At 62.9% G+C, this 17,996-nt stretch carries 14 protein-coding genes; 5 read left to right on the forward strand and 9 right to left on the reverse strand.

Annotated features, from left to right (window positions below; translation table 11 throughout):
• Window positions 1-137 precede the first annotated feature (137 nt).
• From AB4Y87_RS01225 to AB4Y87_RS01235, 3 genes are all read right to left on the reverse strand, one after another.
• A complete protein-coding gene (locus AB4Y87_RS01225) occupies window positions 138-1,565 on the reverse strand; it encodes a class II fumarate hydratase (RefSeq protein ID WP_442002671.1) in 1,428 nt (475 codons plus the stop codon).
• Window positions 1,566-1,652: 87 nt separating this feature from the next.
• Window positions 1,653-2,267 (reverse strand): carbonic anhydrase, encoded by a 615-nt coding sequence (locus AB4Y87_RS01230; protein WP_442002672.1) that lies wholly within the window; start codon window positions 2,265-2,267, stop codon window positions 1,653-1,655.
• Window positions 2,268-2,323: 56 nt separating this feature from the next.
• The gene (locus tag AB4Y87_RS01235) at window positions 2,324-3,007 is read right to left on the reverse strand and encodes a DUF4245 domain-containing protein (protein WP_442002673.1); all 684 of its coding nucleotides are present in this window, start codon (window positions 3,005-3,007) and stop codon (window positions 2,324-2,326) included.
• Window positions 3,008-3,207: 200 nt separating this feature from the next.
• Between AB4Y87_RS01235 and glpX the strand changes: the two genes are divergently transcribed.
• Window positions 3,208-4,230, forward strand: coding sequence for a class II fructose-bisphosphatase (gene glpX, locus AB4Y87_RS01240; protein ID WP_431120164.1), 1,023 nt, complete (start codon window positions 3,208-3,210; stop codon window positions 4,228-4,230).
• Window positions 4,231-4,940: 710 nt separating this feature from the next.
• Here the strand turns inward: glpX and AB4Y87_RS01245 are convergent.
• The 5 genes from AB4Y87_RS01245 to AB4Y87_RS01265 are packed head-to-tail and all read right to left on the reverse strand — an operon-like array spanning window position 4,941 to window position 10,582.
• Window positions 4,941-5,876, reverse strand: coding sequence for a lipid II:glycine glycyltransferase FemX (locus AB4Y87_RS01245; protein WP_442002710.1), 936 nt, complete (start codon window positions 5,874-5,876; stop codon window positions 4,941-4,943).
• A 2-nt stretch (window positions 5,877-5,878) separates the two neighbouring features.
• Window positions 5,879-7,129: a mannose-6-phosphate isomerase, class I gene (gene manA, locus AB4Y87_RS01250; protein ID WP_442002674.1), complete on the reverse strand. Its 1,251-nt coding sequence runs from the start codon at window positions 7,127-7,129 to the stop codon at window positions 5,879-5,881.
• A 53-nt stretch (window positions 7,130-7,182) separates the two neighbouring features.
• On the reverse strand, window positions 7,183-8,823 hold the full coding sequence (locus AB4Y87_RS01255; RefSeq protein WP_442002675.1) for an LCP family protein: 1,641 nt from the start codon (window positions 8,821-8,823) through the stop codon (window positions 7,183-7,185).
• 11 nt (window positions 8,824-8,834) lie between these two features.
• On the reverse strand, window positions 8,835-9,398 hold the full coding sequence (gene purE / locus AB4Y87_RS01260; protein WP_442002676.1) for a 5-(carboxyamino)imidazole ribonucleotide mutase: 564 nt from the start codon (window positions 9,396-9,398) through the stop codon (window positions 8,835-8,837).
• On the reverse strand, window positions 9,395-10,582 hold the full coding sequence (locus AB4Y87_RS01265; protein WP_442002677.1) for a 5-(carboxyamino)imidazole ribonucleotide synthase: 1,188 nt from the start codon (window positions 10,580-10,582) through the stop codon (window positions 9,395-9,397). The genes purE and AB4Y87_RS01265 overlap by 4 nt, the downstream gene beginning before the upstream one ends.
• A 180-nt stretch (window positions 10,583-10,762) precedes the next feature.
• On the opposite strand from AB4Y87_RS01265, the gene AB4Y87_RS01270 reads away from it, so the two are divergent.
• On the forward strand, window positions 10,763-11,329 hold the full coding sequence (locus tag AB4Y87_RS01270; RefSeq protein WP_442002678.1) for a GtrA family protein: 567 nt from the start codon (window positions 10,763-10,765) through the stop codon (window positions 11,327-11,329).
• A gap of 2 nt (window positions 11,330-11,331) precedes the next feature.
• On the opposite strand, the gene AB4Y87_RS01275 is transcribed toward AB4Y87_RS01270, so the two are convergent.
• A complete protein-coding gene (locus AB4Y87_RS01275; RefSeq protein WP_442002679.1) occupies window positions 11,332-12,027 on the reverse strand; it encodes a TIGR03089 family protein in 696 nt (231 codons plus the stop codon).
• 365 nt (window positions 12,028-12,392) lie between these two features.
• On the opposite strand from AB4Y87_RS01275, the gene AB4Y87_RS01280 reads away from it, so the two are divergent.
• The 3 genes from AB4Y87_RS01280 to AB4Y87_RS01290 are packed head-to-tail and all read left to right on the forward strand — an operon-like array spanning window position 12,393 to window position 17,996.
• Entirely contained in the window at window positions 12,393-12,938 is a 546-nt protein-coding gene (locus AB4Y87_RS01280; protein ID WP_431119087.1) for a WhiB family transcriptional regulator, read from the forward strand.
• A gap of 29 nt (window positions 12,939-12,967) precedes the next feature.
• Window positions 12,968-16,324 (forward strand): glycosyltransferase, encoded by a 3,357-nt coding sequence (locus tag AB4Y87_RS01285; protein WP_442002680.1) that lies wholly within the window; start codon window positions 12,968-12,970, stop codon window positions 16,322-16,324.
• Window positions 16,317-17,996 (forward strand): DUF5719 family protein, encoded by a 1,680-nt coding sequence (locus AB4Y87_RS01290; RefSeq protein WP_442002681.1) that lies wholly within the window; start codon window positions 16,317-16,319, stop codon window positions 17,994-17,996. The genes AB4Y87_RS01285 and AB4Y87_RS01290 overlap by 8 nt, the downstream gene beginning before the upstream one ends.

Here is a 17,996-nt window from a genome sequence, read left to right on the forward strand (position 1 = left end):
GTAAAGTTTTGCACTCTTTTCTAGAAAGTGCAAAGTTTGTAGAGCTTAGGCGAGCTGAGCCGCACGCAAACTCCCGGGCACGCCGACGGCCGGCACCTTTCGTGCGAAAGGTACCGGCCGCCGTCGTGCTTTTAGTATTAGTTCTTGTGAGCCGGGGACGTCATGGTGGTGACGTCGAGAGCCTTGTCGAGCTCTGCCTCAGTGACCTTGCCTTCGCCCTCGCCGACGAAGCCAAGCTTCTCTGTGGCCTGGCGGATGGTCAGGCCCTCCTTGACGGCAATCTTCGCGATCTTCGCGGCGTTCTCGTAGCCGATGAACTTGTTCAACGGGGTCACGATCGAGGGGGAAGCCTCGGCCAGGAAGCGGGCGCGCTCAACGTTGGCGGTGATGCCATCGATCATCTTGTCGGCCATCACGCGACTGGTGTTGGCCAGCAGGCGGATGGACTCCAACAGATTTGCAGCCATGACAGGGATGCCGACGTTCAATTCGAAGGCGCCGTTGGTGCCGGACCAAGCGATCGCGGTGTCGTTGCCGATAACCTGCGCGCACACCATGATGGAGGCTTCGCAGATAACGGGGTTGACCTTGCCCGGCATGATCGAGGAGCCCGGCTGAAGGTCCGGGATGGCGATTTCGCCCAGGCCCGTGTTGGGGCCCGAGCCCATCCAGCGGAGGTCGTTGTTGATCTTCATGAAGGAGATCGCGATGTTGCGCAGCTGGCTGGAACCCTCGATGAGGCCGTCGCGGTTTGCCTGAGCTTCGAAGTGGTCGCGGGCCTCGGTCAGCGGCAGACCGGTGTCGGCTGCGAGCAGTTCGATGACGCGCTCCGGGAAGCCGGCAGGAGTGTTGATTCCGGTGCCAACAGCGGTGCCACCAAGGGGGACCTCCGCGACGCGGGGGAGTGCTGCGTTGATGCGCTCAATGCCGTAACGGACCTGGGCGGCGTAGCCACCGAACTCCTGGCCGAGCATCACTGGCGTGGCATCCATAAGGTGGGTGCGGCCGGACTTGACGACGTCCTTGAACTCCTCGGCCTTACGGTCCAAGGATGCTGCCAGGTATTCCAGGGCCGGGATCAGGTCATTGATCAGGGCAGAGGTGGCGGCAACGTGTACGGATGTGGGGAACACATCGTTGGAGGACTGCGAAGCGTTCACGTGGTCGTTGGGGTGGACAACCTTGTCGCTGCCCGCAGCGGCGAGGGCACGCGAAGCGAGCTCAGCGATGACCTCGTTGGTGTTCATGTTGGAGGAAGTGCCCGAGCCGGTCTGGAAGACGTCAATCGGGAAGTCGCCGTCGTACTTGCCGGTGGCTACCTCATCGGCAGCTGCGGCGATGGCCTCGGCGAGCTCACCATCGAGCACCCCCAGTTCGGCGTTCGCCAGTGCAGCGGCCTTTTTGACGCGTGCAAGGGCTTCGATGTGAGTGCGCTCAAGCGTCTTGCCGGAGATGGGGAAGTTCTCCACAGCACGCTGCGTCTGGGCGCGGTACAGGGCGTTCACGGGGACGCGAACTTCGCCCATCGTGTCATGTTCAATACGGAACTCAGTGGTGGAAGTCATGGGGCTAGCTTAGGGCGATTGGGTGCCGCATCGAAAACCCGGAATGGAGTGCTACGTGCTCCGGCACGAAGGCCGGAGCACCGTCCACTAAAGCTTGCCGATCCCGGAAACGAGGGCCGCACGGCCTTCATCGAGCTTATAGGACAAGCCCACCACAGCCACTCGGCCTTCGTCGATGGCGTCCGAAATCACACGCGAGCTGTCGGCCAGCCGCGCTGAGGTTTGCTTGACGTGCTCCACCACCATGTCATTGACGTCTTCCTGTTCGTTGCGCAGGGACGTCAACACGGACGGCGTGATGCGTTCCACGAGGTCGCGAATGAACCCTGCAGGCATCTCGCCGGTTTCCACGGCGGCCTTGGTAGCCGTAACGGCTCCGCAGCTGTCATGGCCAAGGATGACTATCAACGGAACGCCGAGCTCGGCAATGCTGTACTCAAGGGAACCGAGGACGGCGTCGTCGATCACCTGGCCGGCAGTACGCACCACAAAGGCGTCGCCCAAGCCGAGATCGAAGATGATCTCTGCGGCAAGACGGGAGTCGGAGCAGCCAAAGATGACGGCGAAGGGGTTCTGGTTCTCGATGAGTGACGAGCGCCGGGAGGCGTCCTGGTTGGGGTGCAGGGATTCGCCGGCAACAAAGCGTTCGTTGCCCTCTTGGAGGCGGCGCCAGGCAAGGGCGGGAGTCAGATAAGTAGGCACCTGATTACTTTACGGCCCGGAGGTGGCGTGCCGTAAAACTGTTGCGCCGCGTGTGCTTATGAGGACGGCGCTGCAGATTCTGACGCTGCAGCGGCTTGGTCCGCAGACTTAACCACGGCGGCGGCGAGCATGGCGAACTCTGCAAGGTTGGCCGTGCCGCTCAGGATGATAGTGGTTCCGCGGTAGTTGAGAACCATGCTGCGCTTGTCCTTGCCGGAATCGTGGAGCTCCCAATCCTGGCCACCGGCGTTACGGGTGCCGGTTACTGGCATGTTGCCGGTCTGCTGCAGCACCCATGTGGGATTCGCCTTGGTGGTCTGGGTGAGGCCGATGAAGGCCTCCTTGGGAGTCAGGTAACCAACTTCCCACGTGGGCACGCCCGTTCCCGTGCCGGATTCCCAGCGGGCGTAGTTCGGCTTGAATGTGTCGCCGGTTTCCGGCGTGACAGGTGTGAATCCCGCCACATCGGCAGCGTTGCGGGCTATGGAAGCAACGTCAACGGCGGGCCGAAAGCCCTCACCCTTCGGAGCGGGGTTCATCAACACAATAGGAAGGAATGCCAGGACACACAGCACCAGGGCAATGATCATGCCAATGACAGAGGCATTGGCCCGCTTGGCGGCTTTTGCCGGAATGACGGGTTTATAAGGGGCATCCATAGCGTCCGGGGCGCTGTTGGGGGTTGCCTCTGCGGCCTTGGGCTGGTTGCCGGCAGCGGGCTTGTCCTGCGTTTCACTCACCCCTCCATAGTCCCTCATCCCGGCTGTGAACACACAACGGGAACCTCACCGCAGGAATTGCCGGCCGTGGTCATCCAGCGACTCCAAACGCATGCGGCGACTATGATCGTTCATAGAGGGACCCCAGGTTGCCTCGTGCAACCGTGTTCCGGTCCCGTGAATCGTCACTCGAAGAAGAGGTTCAAGTGTCTCCTGCACCAATGACCCAGCAGTATTCCACGATTTCGCCGTCGCTCGCCGTCGGCACCGACGAACCCGACCGCAACCTGGCGCTGGAACTCGTCCGTGTCACCGAGGCCGCGGCAATTGCCGGTGGCCACTGGGTAGGTTTCGGCGACAAGAACAAGGCAGACGGCGCCGCCGTCGACGCCATGCGTTCGTTCCTTCACACCGTCCACTTCAATGGCGTCGTGGTCATCGGTGAAGGCGAAAAAGACGAAGCCCCCATGTTGTTCAATGGCGAGCAGGTTGGTGACGGCACCGGTCCCGAGTGCGATGTCGCCGTGGACCCCATCGACGGAACCCGCCTGACCGCCCTCGGCATCAACAACGCCCTTGCCGTCCTGGCAGTGGCCGAACGCGGCTCCATGTTCGATCCGTCCGCGGTCTTCTACATGGAAAAGCTCGTCACAGGCCCTGAAGCTGCCGACATGGTGGACCTGCGCCTGCCCGTGAAGCAGAACCTGCACCTGATCGCCAAGGCAAAGGGCGTCAAGGTCAACCAGCTCAACGTCATGATCCTGGACCGCGACCGGCACCGCCCGCTCGTGGAAGAAATCCGCGAAGCCGGTGCACGCACCAAATTCATCATGGACGGCGACGTCGCAGGTGCCATCGCCGCAGCCCGGTCCGGAACCGGCGTCGACGCGCTGATGGGCATCGGTGGAACCCCGGAAGGCATCGTTGCCGCCTGCGCCATCAAATCCCTCGGCGGTGTTATCCAGGGCCGCCTGTGGCCCACCTCGGACGACGAGAAGCAGAAAGCGATCGACGCCGGACACGACCTCGACCGCGTCCTCTCGACCAACGACCTCGTCACCTCGGACAACTGCTACTTTGCAGCCACCGGCATCACCGACGGCGACCTCCTCCGCGGCGTTCGCTACTCGAAGGACCGCGTACTGACGCAGTCCATCGTGATGCGTTCGAAGTCCGGCACAGTTCGCTTCGTTGATGCTGAGCACCACGCATCCAAGTGGGAGACGTACGCGCGCAAGCCGTAACCCCTCCGCACCTAACAGAAGGACGGCGAGCATCGCTCGGCGGCTATCTCCTCGTACCTCGTCGATTTGATGCCGCTTTCGCGATACTCGCCGTCCTTCTTTGTGTCCAGCCGGCTCCGGTTGCGCGCGTTTTTGGGGGAGGGGTGGTGACACCTGAGCTCGATTTCGCTGCGGAAATGGGGTGGGGACGCGCGGATTTGGGTGTCGGGGGTCTGTTTGTGAGTCGCCGGGGAAGGTGCATGTGGTCAGCCGGGGCACGCGGTGTGCTTCCGGGTTAGGTTCGACGGCGGCGCTCGGGCGAGTGCCGCCGTCGTGCTTTCCGGGGTGGGCGGCCGCCGTGGGTATGCCGTCGCCACCTACTTTGATCCTGCAGGCCTTCCGACATGCCGTCATTCCGGGCGTGTCGCAGTGAATGTTGAGTCAAAGAGGGTCATGACGGTACGCGGCCCTGGCCGTTGCCGGGTCGCCGGGGAAGGTGCATGTGGTCAGCCGGGGCACGAGGTGCGCTTCCGGGTTAGGTTCGACGGCGGCGCTCGGGCGAGTGCCGCCGTCGTGCTTTCCGGGTGGTCGGCCTGTGGGTGTGCCGTCGCCACCTACTTTGAGGCTGTACGTGGTCCGACACGCCGGGATGGCCGGCGTGTCACCGCGTCGGCGGCGTCAAAGTGGGTGGTGGACGTACGCGTTCCTTGTGTTGACTTGGGGGAACTGGCCTAGCGGAGTTTGTCGCGGAGTTTTCTGGCCAGTTGGTAGGCGCCGTAGCGGAGTTTGTTCACTGGGAGGTCCCAGGTGCCGGGGTAGGCTACTTCGCGGCCTCCGAAGGATTTCTTGAAGGACGTGAAGCCCGCCCATTTGTGGTCCGGCTGGTCTTCAGGGGCCACGCCCCAGAGGTCCACGTGCTTCAGGCCCTTTTCCTTGGCATCTGCCATGAGGTTGACCAGGAGCGGAATGCCGGCGCTGAGCTTGCGATGGGTGTCATCCAGTGCAGCGTGGGCATAAGTGCGGGTGTCCGAGGAATCGTAGGTGAACGCGGCAGCGATCGGCTCGCCCTCAAGTTCGGCAATGAACAGCGTTCCGGCACCGGAGGGCAACAAACACTCAGCCACTTGGGTGAGGTACTCATCGCTTTGTGGCTTGAAGCCGTTCCGTGCTGCCGTCAGGTGGAGGAAGTGCAGGAGAATTTTGATGTCCGCGGGATCCTGGGATGCCCGGAACGTCACGCCCTTCTTGTGGATGTTGCGGTAGAGGTTCCGGTTGGTCGGCTTCATTGCGGCGAGAACGTCCTTGAAGTCGCCCTCAAGGTCCACGATCCAACTCAACTCCGGCTGCAGGTTCACAGGCGCCGGCTGCAGACCGCGGGAACGAAGGAGCGCATCGGCCTCGGACGCTGTGAAGCCGGCTGATACAGGTTCCATCCGCACGAAGACGGCACGTTCCTTCTTCGCCAATTCCACCAAGGCCGCCGTCGCGGCATCGAAGGCATCCACGGACTTTGCTACAGGCCCATAAGGGGCGTAGATGACTTTGCCCGCCGGGTTCTTTTCTTCTATCGCGAGGAAGCTCCATCCGGGACCTGACTGCTCATGGACCCGGCGGCCGAGCGAGCGCTGGACCTCAGCCCAAGCGGGGGTCTGCAGAAAGAAGTCCACGCTCACTTACCCAATCCTGTGGTCACGGCGAAGGCAATACTCGTACCGGTGGCGCCTTGCACAGGATGAACATTCACTGGGCTTTCTACCTCAGGGATGAAGGCGGCGCCGCCTCGCTGCAGCGGGAGGTCGCTCTTGGGCGAGTCGAGCACCACGGAACCGGCAACAACCACGACGACGGCGGGACCGGACTGTGCCAGCGGCACCGGTTCGGCACCCGGGCCAAGTTCGATCCGTTGGAGCTGAAACTCCTTGAACGGCGGGCGGTATAGTTCCTGGCCGAACTCCGTGCCGCTGGCTTCAACGTGGGGCACACCCATCGATTCGAAGCGGATGGTCTTGATCAGTTCCGGGACGTCCACATGCTTGGGGGTGAGTCCGCCGCGCAGCACATTGTCCGAGGAAGCCATGACTTCCACACCCAGGCCGTGAAGGTAGGCGTGAACGTTGCCGGCCGGCAGGTACACGGCCTCGCCTGGTTGCAGGGAAAGGTGGTTAAGGAGAAGGGAAATGAGCACACCAGGATCGCCGGGGAAAGCCTCGTTGATTCCCAGCATTGCCGCCAGCGCATCTTCGTGGGGCTCTTGCGGGGCGCCTGCACGCAGGACGGCCTCTACCTCGTGAATGGCATCCGAGACCTCGCTGCCGCCCTCGATCAGGCGTGTGAAGGCAGCTTTGAGGGCTTCGGATTCATTGGGCAGGCTGAGGTCGGAAATTACGCCGCTGATGATTGCGGGGACCTCCACCGCGGCGGAGTCCAGCACTTTGGCAAGGTGCTCAAAAACACCTTTGGCTGCTGCAGGGGAGCGGAACCCACACAATGCCCGGAACGGCGTGAGTGCAAAAATCATCTCCGGCTTGTGGTTATCGTCCCGGTAGTTGCGTTCGGAGGAATCGGCGGGGATCCCTGCGGCATTCTCGCGGGCGAAGCCTTCGCGTGCTTGTTCCAAGCTAGGGTGCACCTGCAGAGAAAGTGGCTGCTCTGCGGCCAGAATCTTGGTGAGGAAGGGAAGCCGGGGCCCGAACTCGGCAAGGCTGTCGGCTCCCAGGAAATGGGTAGGATCCGAGGCGATCAGGGCGTCAAGGGGTTGCGTGACCCCATTTGGATGAATGGCTGTGGACGGGGAATCAGGGTGGGCGCCGATCCACATTTCTGCCTCCGGACCACCTGACGCGGGCCGCCCCAGCAAGCCGGCAATCGCCGTCGTCGAACCCCACGCGTAGGGTCGCAAAACATTCTCAATCTGGTACACGAAGGAAAGTCCTTATCGTCGCGCTGAACGTGAGGTGGTGGTGCTGCTGCAGGCTACAGCGGGGCGCATTGCCCATTGGTTGCCACGAGATCCCGGATGCCTTGCTCGTCGCCCTGGGCCTTGAGGCCGTTGAGCAGTTCTTCCGTGATGGGCGTACCGTCCGGCGTGGTGGTCACCGGCGTGAAGTCCGAGGACGACGGCGAGGGCTGCTGGCCCGCGGGCATGGCGGCCGGGAAGCTGCCGGGGACTGGGCCCGCTGCCGCGACATTGGAACCCACACTGCCATTGTTGGACACCATGGAGTCGTCGGCCTTGGGGCTGTCCTGGGAGGTCAGCAGTTCCTGGACCTTGGAGTGAATCAGGTCGAAGTCCGGCACTGTGGAGAACGAGGCCTCGAAATCGGGAGGGCCAATAGTGAGGCGCTTAACCGGTTGGCTCTTGGACTTCAAGGCAAGGTCCACGAAGCTTCCCAGCTGCGCGGAGGAGATGTTGGATTCCACCACCTTGGTGCCTGCGTTGGCGATGTCCTCGAACTTGGTCAGCAACGTGCCCGGGTCCAGCTGCTTGAGCATGGCCTGCTGTACACATTGCTGGCGTGCAATACGGGCGTAGTCGTCAACGAATTCGCGGGAACGGCCATACCAAAGGGCGTGGAAGCCATCCAAGTGCTGGTCACCGGCAGGGATCCAGCCATCGGGCATGCCGTGGATCCCGTTGGCCTCGTCAGTCACGGGACCACTGATAGGTACCCAGCCGCCAGCCTTGATGCGGATGCCGCCCATGGCGTCGATGAGCTTGGCGAACCCGTCCATATCCACCAGCACATAGGCCTGCACCGTGATACCCAAGGTCCCGGACACCGCTTCCAGTGTTGCCTGGGCGCCGGGATCGGCAACGCCCGGGTACAGGTCCTTGTGATTATTGGTGACCTCGGTGTTGACGGCGTTGATGAGGCATTCATCGCCGCAGTTATAGCCGTCGGGGTAGATCTTCCGCATGGGGGATCCCTCGCTGAACTGTGCGTTCTGCAGGTTCCTGGGAACGGAAATGATGGCACTTTCACCCGTTTTGGCGTCAACACTGATGACCGACAGGCTGTCCGGACGCCGACCTGTGCGGTCGTCACCGGCGTCGCCGCCCATCATCAGGAAGTTATAGCGGCCATCCACGGGATCGATGGCAGGGCCCGCGTTGAAGATGCTGCCGATCGCGTTGCGGCTGACGTTCAACACGTAGGCAAGGTAGCCCAATGACCCGCTGGCCACAACTGTCGTTACTGCAAGGACGACGGCAATGATGGGCCGCATCCCGGGCGCCAGCAGGTTGGGCCGGATGATCCGCAAGGTGTTCAGGAACAGGTAGGCCCAGCCCAAAGCCAGGGCAACGAGGACAACGATGATGAACAGCGAGCCCACGGGATGGGTGACGATGCTGAGCAGCATGCTCCGGTTCACCAGCGCAATCAAGAGCGTCAGCAAAGCCAGGGCCCACACAGTGAGTGTGACGCGAAGGGCGAGGCGGCCCAGCTTGCGGTCACCTGCCACGATCTGGGCACTGCCGGGGATGAAGAGCGTGAGGAGGACCAGCACGAAGGCGCGTTTGGTCCGCACCGGGGCGCTGGCCCCGGATGGATAGCGGACTGGATCAGTCAGGGCGGCGCCGGACTGATTTGGGTTCTTGTGCATGGTGGTCATCCGCTGCCGTCCTAGTGGCTGCTCCGGGCGGAAGCATTTGCTGGGGAAAAGACCTCTTCAACCTTATGGCGCAGGTTTTCGCCCTTCTTGGTGGCGACGTCGTTCAACTCCTGGGCGAATTTGAGCAAGTCTTCGCGAAGGCGGTCTGCGAGTTCGTCTGTGCCGGAGGCGAGCATCCGTACAGCAAGGAGTCCTGCGTTGCGGGCACCGGCGATGGAAACAGTGGCAACCGGCACACCGGCAGGCATCTGCACGATTGACAACAGTGAGTCCATGCCGTCCAGTGTCTTCAATGGAACCGGGACGCCGATGACGGGCAGGGGAGTGACTGAAGCCAACATTCCAGGAAGGTGGGCGGCCCCGCCTGCTCCGGCGATGATGACGCGAAGGCCGCGCTCGTGCGCAGTCTGGCCATAGCGGATCATCTCAGTGGGCATGCGGTGCGCCGAGACGACGTCCGCTTCAAAGGGGATGCCGAACTCAGCCAAGGCGTCCGCGGCGGCTTCCATGACGGGCCAGTCGGAGTCGGAGCCCATAACGAGACCTACGAGCGGGGCTGTTGATGCTGATGTCATTCGGTCTCCTCGTGGGTGGTCTGTGCGGGCATCCGGCCGTCACGGATGATGTTGGCTACTGCCGTGGCGCGTTGGCGGACGGAATCTACCTCCGAGGTAGAGGTGCCAGCCAGGTTCACATGCCCAATCTTTCGGCCGGGCCGCACGGACTTGCCGTAGCAGTGCACCTTCGCTGCCGGTTCATAAGCCAAGGCCATGGGGAAGGCTTCGAAGAGATTCTGGTTGTCCCCACCCAGGAAATTCTTCATGACAAATACCGGGGCCACAGCATCCGTGGCGCCCAGTGGGAGGTCCAGTACCGCACGCAGATGCTGTTCGAACTGGCTGGTGATCGATCCGTCCTGCGTCCAATGCCCCGTGTTGTGCGGGCGCATTGCGAGTTCGTTGATGAGGAACCCAGCACCAACCCCAGGGGTTTCAAAGAGCTCGGCGGCCATGACGCCCGTAACGCCGAGTTCGTTGGCGATGCGTAGTGCAGCCCCCTCGGCAGCAGCAGCAACCTCGAGTGGAATGTTCTGGGCGGGGGCGATAACTTCGTCACACACGCCGTCAACCTGAATGGTGTGAACTACGGGCCATGCCCGCGATTCGCCACTGGGCGTGCGGGCCACAAGGGCCGAGAGTTCGCGGCTGAAATCCACCTTTGCTTCTGCAAGCAGGGGACTCATGGCCTGGAACCAGTCGGCAGCACCAGCGGCATCATCGGCGGAGTCAACGATGCGGACGCCCTTGCCGTCGTAGCCGCCACGCGGCGTCTTCAGCACTACGGGCCAGCCGATCTTGTCGCCGAACGCCACCAACTCTTCTACGGAGTCGACGGCGGCCCACTCCGGGTTGGGCAGTCCGAGGCGATCGATGGCCGCACGCATCACGAGCTTGTCCTGCGCATTGACCAGGGCATCGGGTCCGGGTTGCACGTTCACGCCGGCGTCGATCAAGGTACGCAGATGTTCCGTGGGAACGTGTTCGTGATCGAACGTCAGGACGTCCACGCCCTTGGAGAACTCAAGGAGAGCGTCCAGGTCTTTGTAGTCACCAACGGGGGCGTTGGCCACGGCGGGGACAGCCGAAACGTCCTCGCCCTCAGCCAAAACGCGTAGTTCGAAGCCTAGAGCGGTAGCGGGCGGGGCCATCATGCGTGCGAGCTGGCCGCCGCCAACAACGCCAATTACTGGAAAAGTCACAAGGTTCAGCCTACCGAACCAGCGGCCGGAACACTGATTCAGCCGCTGTTTCGTGACCATTTCGACGTGGCCCAGGCCCCGGTATCGGCGTTCTCACAGGGCACTCAAAGGGAACGGTTGGAAATGGGCGCTAAAATGGATGAGGCCCATCGGCCCACTTTTCAACGGCCATGGAGGGTCATGATCACCACACTTGCAGATCGCATCCGCGGACTTGCCTCGCTTTTTTGGCGCGAGGTAGCAAAGTTCGGCGCCGTAGGCGGTGTTGCTTTTGTCATTGACTCGGCAGTTTACATCTGGCTGTTTTCGGGCCCGATGCACGGAAGCGAAGTTTGGGCGAAGGCCATTGCGACGATCGTTGCAAGCGTGTTCTCCTGGGTAGCCAACCGCTTCTGGACCTTCCGCCACCGTAAACAGGCGAACGTGGTCCGTGAAGCCGTTCTGTTTGCCGTCATGAACTTCGTCGGGCTGCTGATTGCCTCCGGTTGCGTGTGGTTCGCCAAGTACGTGCTGGACCTGAATGACAAGCCGTCGCTGTTTATCGCAGGAAGCGTCGTGGGGCTCGTCCTGGGCACCATTTTCCGGTTCTTCGCATACCGCTTCTGGGTTTTCAACGAAGAGTTGGATGCCGAGCCGGCTTACTCCCACGACCACGAGATCCTGGAGCTCCATCACAAGGAGAAGTCAGCTGCGGAGGCGGGCCATGGCGCACCGCCGACCGGCGAAGTGCCCTCCATCAAGAACTGATCTCAGGATCGGCTGACGCGCTCATTCTCAATCAGGTGCTCGGTCACTTCCAGGTCGGGATGCACCAGCACCACTGAGCCGTCTTCCTTCCACGCGCCCAACGCCGCTGCCAAGCCCGGCTCCAAACCGTCGGCCGCCCGAACCAAGAGCCGTACGCCGGTTTCCTGGGGTGCAGCGAATCCGTCCAGAAGGGTGTCATGGGCGTGGCCCGCTGTGCCACGGACGGCCGGGAGTCCGGCTTCCGGTTCGTTGTGCGCCATGAAGACGTCACCATGGGAGCGGACTTCCGCAGCATAATCCACGACGCCGGGTGGCAGGTCGCCGGGCCACCGCATCGCAAGTGCCGCGAGCGGCACGGCGACGACCGCCTCGAAGCCGGCCCCGGCGCCGTCGTCGGGAGTGTCTGTTACCAGCAGGTCAGCGGTGGTGCCATCGAAGACCACCTCCATGCCCAACTGCCAGGCGGCGAGTGCCCACACAAAGGATTTCCAGTGTGCGGGAAGGTCCAACCGGACAGCCTTGCCCGGCTCGGCGTCCAGTTCGTCCTGCAGCAGGTTGCTGGTCTTGGCAACCCAGTTGTCCAAGACCCGCCCGGAGAGCTCCACGCGCTCGGAATCAGGGCCGTACCACGTCAGCCTCGGGGAGGTGGAATGGCCGGATCGCAGGGTGGTCATCAGGTTCGCTGCCGGGATGCTCATGGATCAATCCTGCCACGGTGGGGCCGCCGCCCCACGGGGAAATGTGAAATGCGACACACCTCCGTTAAGTCCAATCGATGGACATCCGGGCGTGATCTTGGGAATTCCGCGGAATGTCAGGAATTGTTCATGCAAAGTGATGCGGGGCTTCCGTTTTTCCTCCAACCAGCCGCGCCACGGCGGAAAACGTTGGGCGTGGCGCATCCCACGTTTCTACAGATTCTTGATTATTATCCCGGCACGGCTTGACTGGCGGGTAGTTACACGCGTGTAATTAGTAATCAACGCCGCTGCACAGATTCCCGGAACAACACCGGGGATCGGAAATACATCCAAGCAGCAGCTGCAAAATCAGGAGGGACGCCATGGGGCAAGCGTTGCGTATCCAGGAAGATGCAGTCGTCGCAGAACATGCGTCGGTGAAATACCGTTCGCGGGAGGTACCAGGGGACTGGTACGTGGACCCGGCGGATCCGGAAGCGGCAGACCGATACAACCAGAACGTGCAGCAGTCGTTGGAGGATCAGGCAACTGCCCTCCTCGCTGCACACGAGGCGTTGATTGGCGACCTGCCTGCCGGGCCGGACGAAGATGTGGACGACCCTCCGATGGAGTTGCGTCGTCCTCAGGAAATCCCAGGACAGCCGGTGTGGATCGGACTGCCGAGCCAAGGCGACTTCGATGACGAGGGCGAACTCGGTTGGCAGACAGACGCCCTGTGCGCCCAGACGGATCCGGAAGCATTCTTCCCCGAAAAGGGCGGCTCAACTAGGGATGCGAAGAAGGTCTGCGGAGCGTGCAACGTCCGTTCTCAGTGCCTTGAGTACGCCCTCGCAAACGACGAACGATTCGGCATCTGGGGCGGGCTCTCCGAGCGCGAACGTCGCCGGCTAAGGAAGCGGGCAGTCTAATTCTTAAGGAAGTACACGTTACCGCCGTCGTGGTTTCCCACGATGGCGGGAACTATCTCCCCAGGACCTTGGCGGCACTGTCGGACCAGACGCGTTCGGCAGATGCCGCCATTGGCATTGATACAGGATCCACTGACAACTCCCTCGACTTGCTCTGGGAGGCCTTGGGGCAAGCAAACGTCACCAAGTACGTCCAGCCAAAGTCTGGCTTTGGTGCCGCTGTCCAGGCGGGCCTGGACGAGCTTGCACCCAACGACGGAGCCGAAGACGCTGAAGCGGCCGGTGCTGTCCAATGGATCTGGCTCCTTCACGACGACGCCGCTCCTGCTCCTGACGCCTTGACCGAGCTTCTCCACGCCGTGGAACGGACCACTTCGGTAACTGTTGCCGGCTGCAAGCAGCTTGGGTGGCACGACGACCGTCATGTGGTGGACGTTGGCTTGTCCACCAGCCGCTGGGCCGAACGCCTCACACTGATCGACGCCGACGAAGTGGACCAAGGGCAATACGATGCCCGCTCTGACACCTTCGCGGTGAACTCTGCCGGCATGTTGATCCGCAGGGACGTTTGGGAGCAGTTGCAGGGTTTTGACCCTGCCTTGCCGGGCAGCGGAGACGACGTCGATTTCTGCTGGCGCAACTGGCTTGCCGGTAACCGCGTGGTGGTGGTGCCAAGCGCGCGCATGTTCCACGTGGAGCACCGGCCGCACGGTCTGGGTACGTCCTCCGCAGCACGCAAAGCACAAATTCACATGCGCCTCAAACACACGCCGTGGTGGAACCTGCCGTTCCAGGCTGTGGGGGCGCTCTTGGGCGCACTCGTCCGTCTGGTGCTGAGTATTTTGGTCAAGGAACCGGGCTACGGATTCTCCCAGTTCACGGCCACCGTCGCTGGCTTGGTGCGGCCCCTCGCTATTGCAAGAGGCCGCCGGATTGCCGCGAAGACCCGCCGCTTGCACCGTTCGGTGGTCCGGGGCCTCCAAGCGTCGTCGCGCGAAGTCCGTGCCAACAGGCGTTCCCTGCTGGAGGCCATCCGCCCCAGCGAGGAAACTACTGTGGCCTCGGATCTTCTCGCCCCCGAACCCAGCGGCGATGCCTCTGACGATTTCGCAGCGCTGGCCACCAACGAACGCGGATGGGTTGGCACCGGCGCAGTTGCTGCCGCCCTCATCGCGTTCGCCGCTTCTTTCATTGGGCTCTTCGGCCTCCTTCGCACGGGAACTGTGGCGGGGGGAGGGCTCCTCCCATTGTCCGAGTCACCCTCCGATATCTGGGCCAACGCCTCCACGTGGTGGATTTCCCTCGGTGCGGGACTGCCCGGGCACGCCGATCCCTTCGCTTACGTGTTGTGGCTCCTTTCCCTGTTTGGCGGTGGCGATGGCAACTCGGCAACAGTGTGGTTGCTGATCCTGGCCATGCCACTCTCTGCAATCGGTGCCTGGTTCGCTGCAGGGGCTTTGACCACCCGGCGCCGGTTCCGGATTGTTGCCGCTCTTGCCTGGTCCGGGGCGCCTGCATTGCTGGTTGCCATAAACCAGGGCAGGCCAGGTGCTTTGGTGGCGCACGTCCTGATGCCGTTGCTGATGCTGGCGCTAATACGTGCCTCGGGTTCGGCGATAGGCCGTGCCCATGCCACACGGGTACCTTTCACGCGCCGCCCGGCCCTCGTGCTCGGTAAACCGGGCATTAACGGCACCCCGTCCTGGACCGCTGCGGCGGCTGCGGGCTTGGCTATGGCTGCGATCACTGCATCGGCACCGTCCCTCTTGGGGCCCATTACGGTGGTCGTCGTCTTGGCAGCCGTGGTGCTCGGACCGCGGGGCAAGACACTCTGGTGGTCGCTTTTGCCCAGCGCCGCACTGTTCATTCCCTATGGAATTTCGGTACTTGACCGCCCCCGGTCCTTGCTGGCCGATCCGGGCTTGCCACTCAGTTTCGACGCGGCCCCACTGTGGCAACAGTTCCTGGGCCAGCCCCTGGCGTTCGAAATGGACGGCGGCCTCACAGGTCTTGGGATGTTCGGGCCTGGCCCTGTGCCCTGGGCTCTGTTGCTTGCTCTGCTGGTCAGCGTGCCAGTACTTCTCCTGGCTGTCGCAGCACTGTTCCTTCCTGGTAAGCGCACCGTCCTGGCACGCGTCTTCTGGTTGGCCGCGCTGGCTACCTTGGCCAGCAGTTGGCTGATGGGCCACGTGGCCACAGGCGTCAACAACAATGTGATTGTTGGTCCCTTCACCGGACCGGCGGTTTCAGCGGCGGGCATCCTGCTGCTCGGTGCGGCGTTGCTCGGCGCCGATAAAATCTTCGCCATTCCCACCAGGACGACTGATGCCGCCCGTTGGAAGTCGCCCTTGCGGCGCGTAGCTTCGGGCGTGGCACTGGCTCTCCTCGTCTGTGGACCGTTGGCCGGGATGGTGGCATGGGCAGGACAAAACGTCCTGCAGCCCTCATCCGAGGCCCCAACGGCTACCCAAACCGCTGACGCCACAACGTCAGAGGCCCATGAGAAGCCATCTTTGGGCTCGGCCCGCCAAGTGTGGCCGGTGGATAACGACACCTTGCCAGCCACCGCCGTCGACCGCGGAGAGGGACCCGAACGTACGCGAACGTTGGTTATCACCAGCGGCGAGCAGGGTGCCTTTACGTCCTCGCTGATGCGTGGTGCAGGGACTACGCTGGACAACTTGTCCACCATCTCTTCGGCCAGGACCATTATTGGGGCGCCGGGTCRCGAAGAGATTGCTGCCGACGACGCCGCTACCGCCTCCCTCCGCAGGGCAGTGGCCACCATTGTGGCGAGCACAGGGGTGGACCCCCGCAACGATTTGGAGCAGCTCGGTGCCGGTTTTGTGGTGCTCAAGGCCGCTGATGACGCGGCCCAGCTGACGGCCAGCAGGATCGACGCCGTCCCGGGCCTTGTTGCTGTTGGACAAACCGACGCCGGGTGGTTGTGGCGCGTAACCCCGCGGAATCCCGCTGCCGCCACCGCCGCAGACACCACGCACAGGGTGCGCATTCTCAACGCCCAAGGTGAGGCCATCGGCTCCCTGCCGTCAGCTGAGGTGTCCGTTGACGCAGCGGTGCCCGCGGGTGACGAGGGCCGTCGGGTGGTCCTGGCTGAACGGTCCGATCCCGGCTGGAGTGCTTGGATGGATGGGCGACAGCTGAAGTCGGCCACCTCCGGATGGGCCCAGGCTTTCGAACTTCCGGCCAATGGAGGCAACCTGGAAATCCGGTACACCAACCCTTGGGGTCTTTGGTTCGGGATCCTGCAGGCCGTCGTGTTCGGACTGACCGTGCTGCTGGCAGTTCCGATGCCCGCCCGCCGCTCGCGAACCGGCATGTCGAGGGACGAAGTCTCCCTCCGTAAGGAGTACAGCAGTGTCTGAGGACCCAAAGAAGCAGGCGGACGATGACGGGACGCGCAGTTCCACCAAAGATGCACGCAACTCCGCCAAGGATGCCCGCAGTTCCAGCAAGGGCGCCCGCAGTTCCAACAAGGGGATCATCACTGGGGTCTTGTCAGCAGCAGTGATCCTGGCGGCGGGAGGCGGAGCAGTCGCTGCCACCTCGATGGTTCCAGCGCCCTCTGGCGGCTCTGCAGTGGACGTCCGGCAAGCCGATGTTCCTGCGGGCCGCTCCCTGGGCGTTTGCCCGGAACCTGCGCGCCTTGTCACGGGAACCGATGTGGACACTGATGCTGAGTTCAGCCCGGTTTCCACCACAGCCACGAGTGCGCTTAACGCACTGGTCCTGAGCAATCCCGCAGGCACCATTCCGGGCAGTAAAGTGATGTCGCTGGCAGGGGACGCAGTTGCGGAAATTGCCAAGACCCCCACGAGCACACCATCGCCCACTTCCGGTCCACCGGTTTTGGCGGCAGCGGCTGCATCCATCAGCCCTGTGACCGCACCTACCGTGGTGGCTGCTGACCCGATCGGAAACGAACAAGCCTCCTTGGCCGCGAACCTGAGCTATTCAGCCAAGGACGGCGACCTCCGCGGCCTTGCGGCGGCTCCGTGTCAGCAACCCGGAAACGACGCTTGGCTTTTGGGTGCGGACACCGCGCTTGGCCGGACGGCGGTCCTGAACCTCAGCAATGCATCGGAAACGCCCGCTACCGTCAACCTGGACCTCTTTGGCGCCCAGGGACAGATCCAGGCGCCTGGCGCACGGGGTCTTTTGGTGGCTCCAGGGACAACGCGCGCGGTAAACCTTGCCGGCCTTGCCCCCGGCGAATCCCAACTGGCAGTGCACGTACGCAGCTCGGGCGGACCCGTTGCAGGGACCATCCAGCAGAGCGTGCTCCGTGGACTTGTGCCGGGTGGGGTGGAGTTCCTGTCCCCAGGTTCCGGGCCGTCCAATCTCCAGGTGATGGCCGGCGTCGACATTCAGGATGCGGCAGCGATCAAGGCGCTGGGCAGCAAATCGGGCTTCGCCGATGCTGTTCCCGCGCTTCAAATAGCCGTACCTGGGTCCACGGACGCCGTGGTTCAAGTCCGGCTGTACGGCGCCAACGGTGAGCGCCAGCTCCCCAACGGGGGAGTAGTCACCGTTAAGGGCGGCACGGTTGCTACCTTGGACCTCGACGGCGTTCCGGCCGGCAGTTACACCGTGAGCGCGAGTTCTGATGTCGCGTTCGTGGCTTCAACCCGGATTGCGCGGGGAGCCAAGGCCGAAGAGCCAACGGATTTCGCTTGGTCGCCGTCCTCGGCCCGCCTTGGCAGCCAGCATGTGGTGGCAGTGCCCCGTGACGGGCAGGGTTTCTTTAGCTTCGGTGTTCCTGAGGGACGTGCAACTGTCAGCTACGCACCAGTGACAGCCGATGGGAAGGTGGGCAAGTCCGTGGAGGTGGACATGTCCGGTGGCACAACTTCGCTGATCGAGCTTCCGGCAAAATCCGGACAGGCAGTGGTTGCCGGGTACGTGGTTTCAGCGTCAGGGGATCCTGTATATGGAGCGCTTCTCCTGGGTAAGCAGGATCGCGCCGACGTGTCCGTGCTGGGCATCCAGGATGCGGCTGCGGGGCTCGAAAAAGTTCCTGTGACAGTGGGCTACTAG

The sequence above is a fragment of the Paenarthrobacter sp. RAF54_2 genome (assembly GCF_052113945.1).
Lineage (GTDB): Bacteria > Actinomycetota > Actinomycetes > Actinomycetales > Micrococcaceae > Arthrobacter.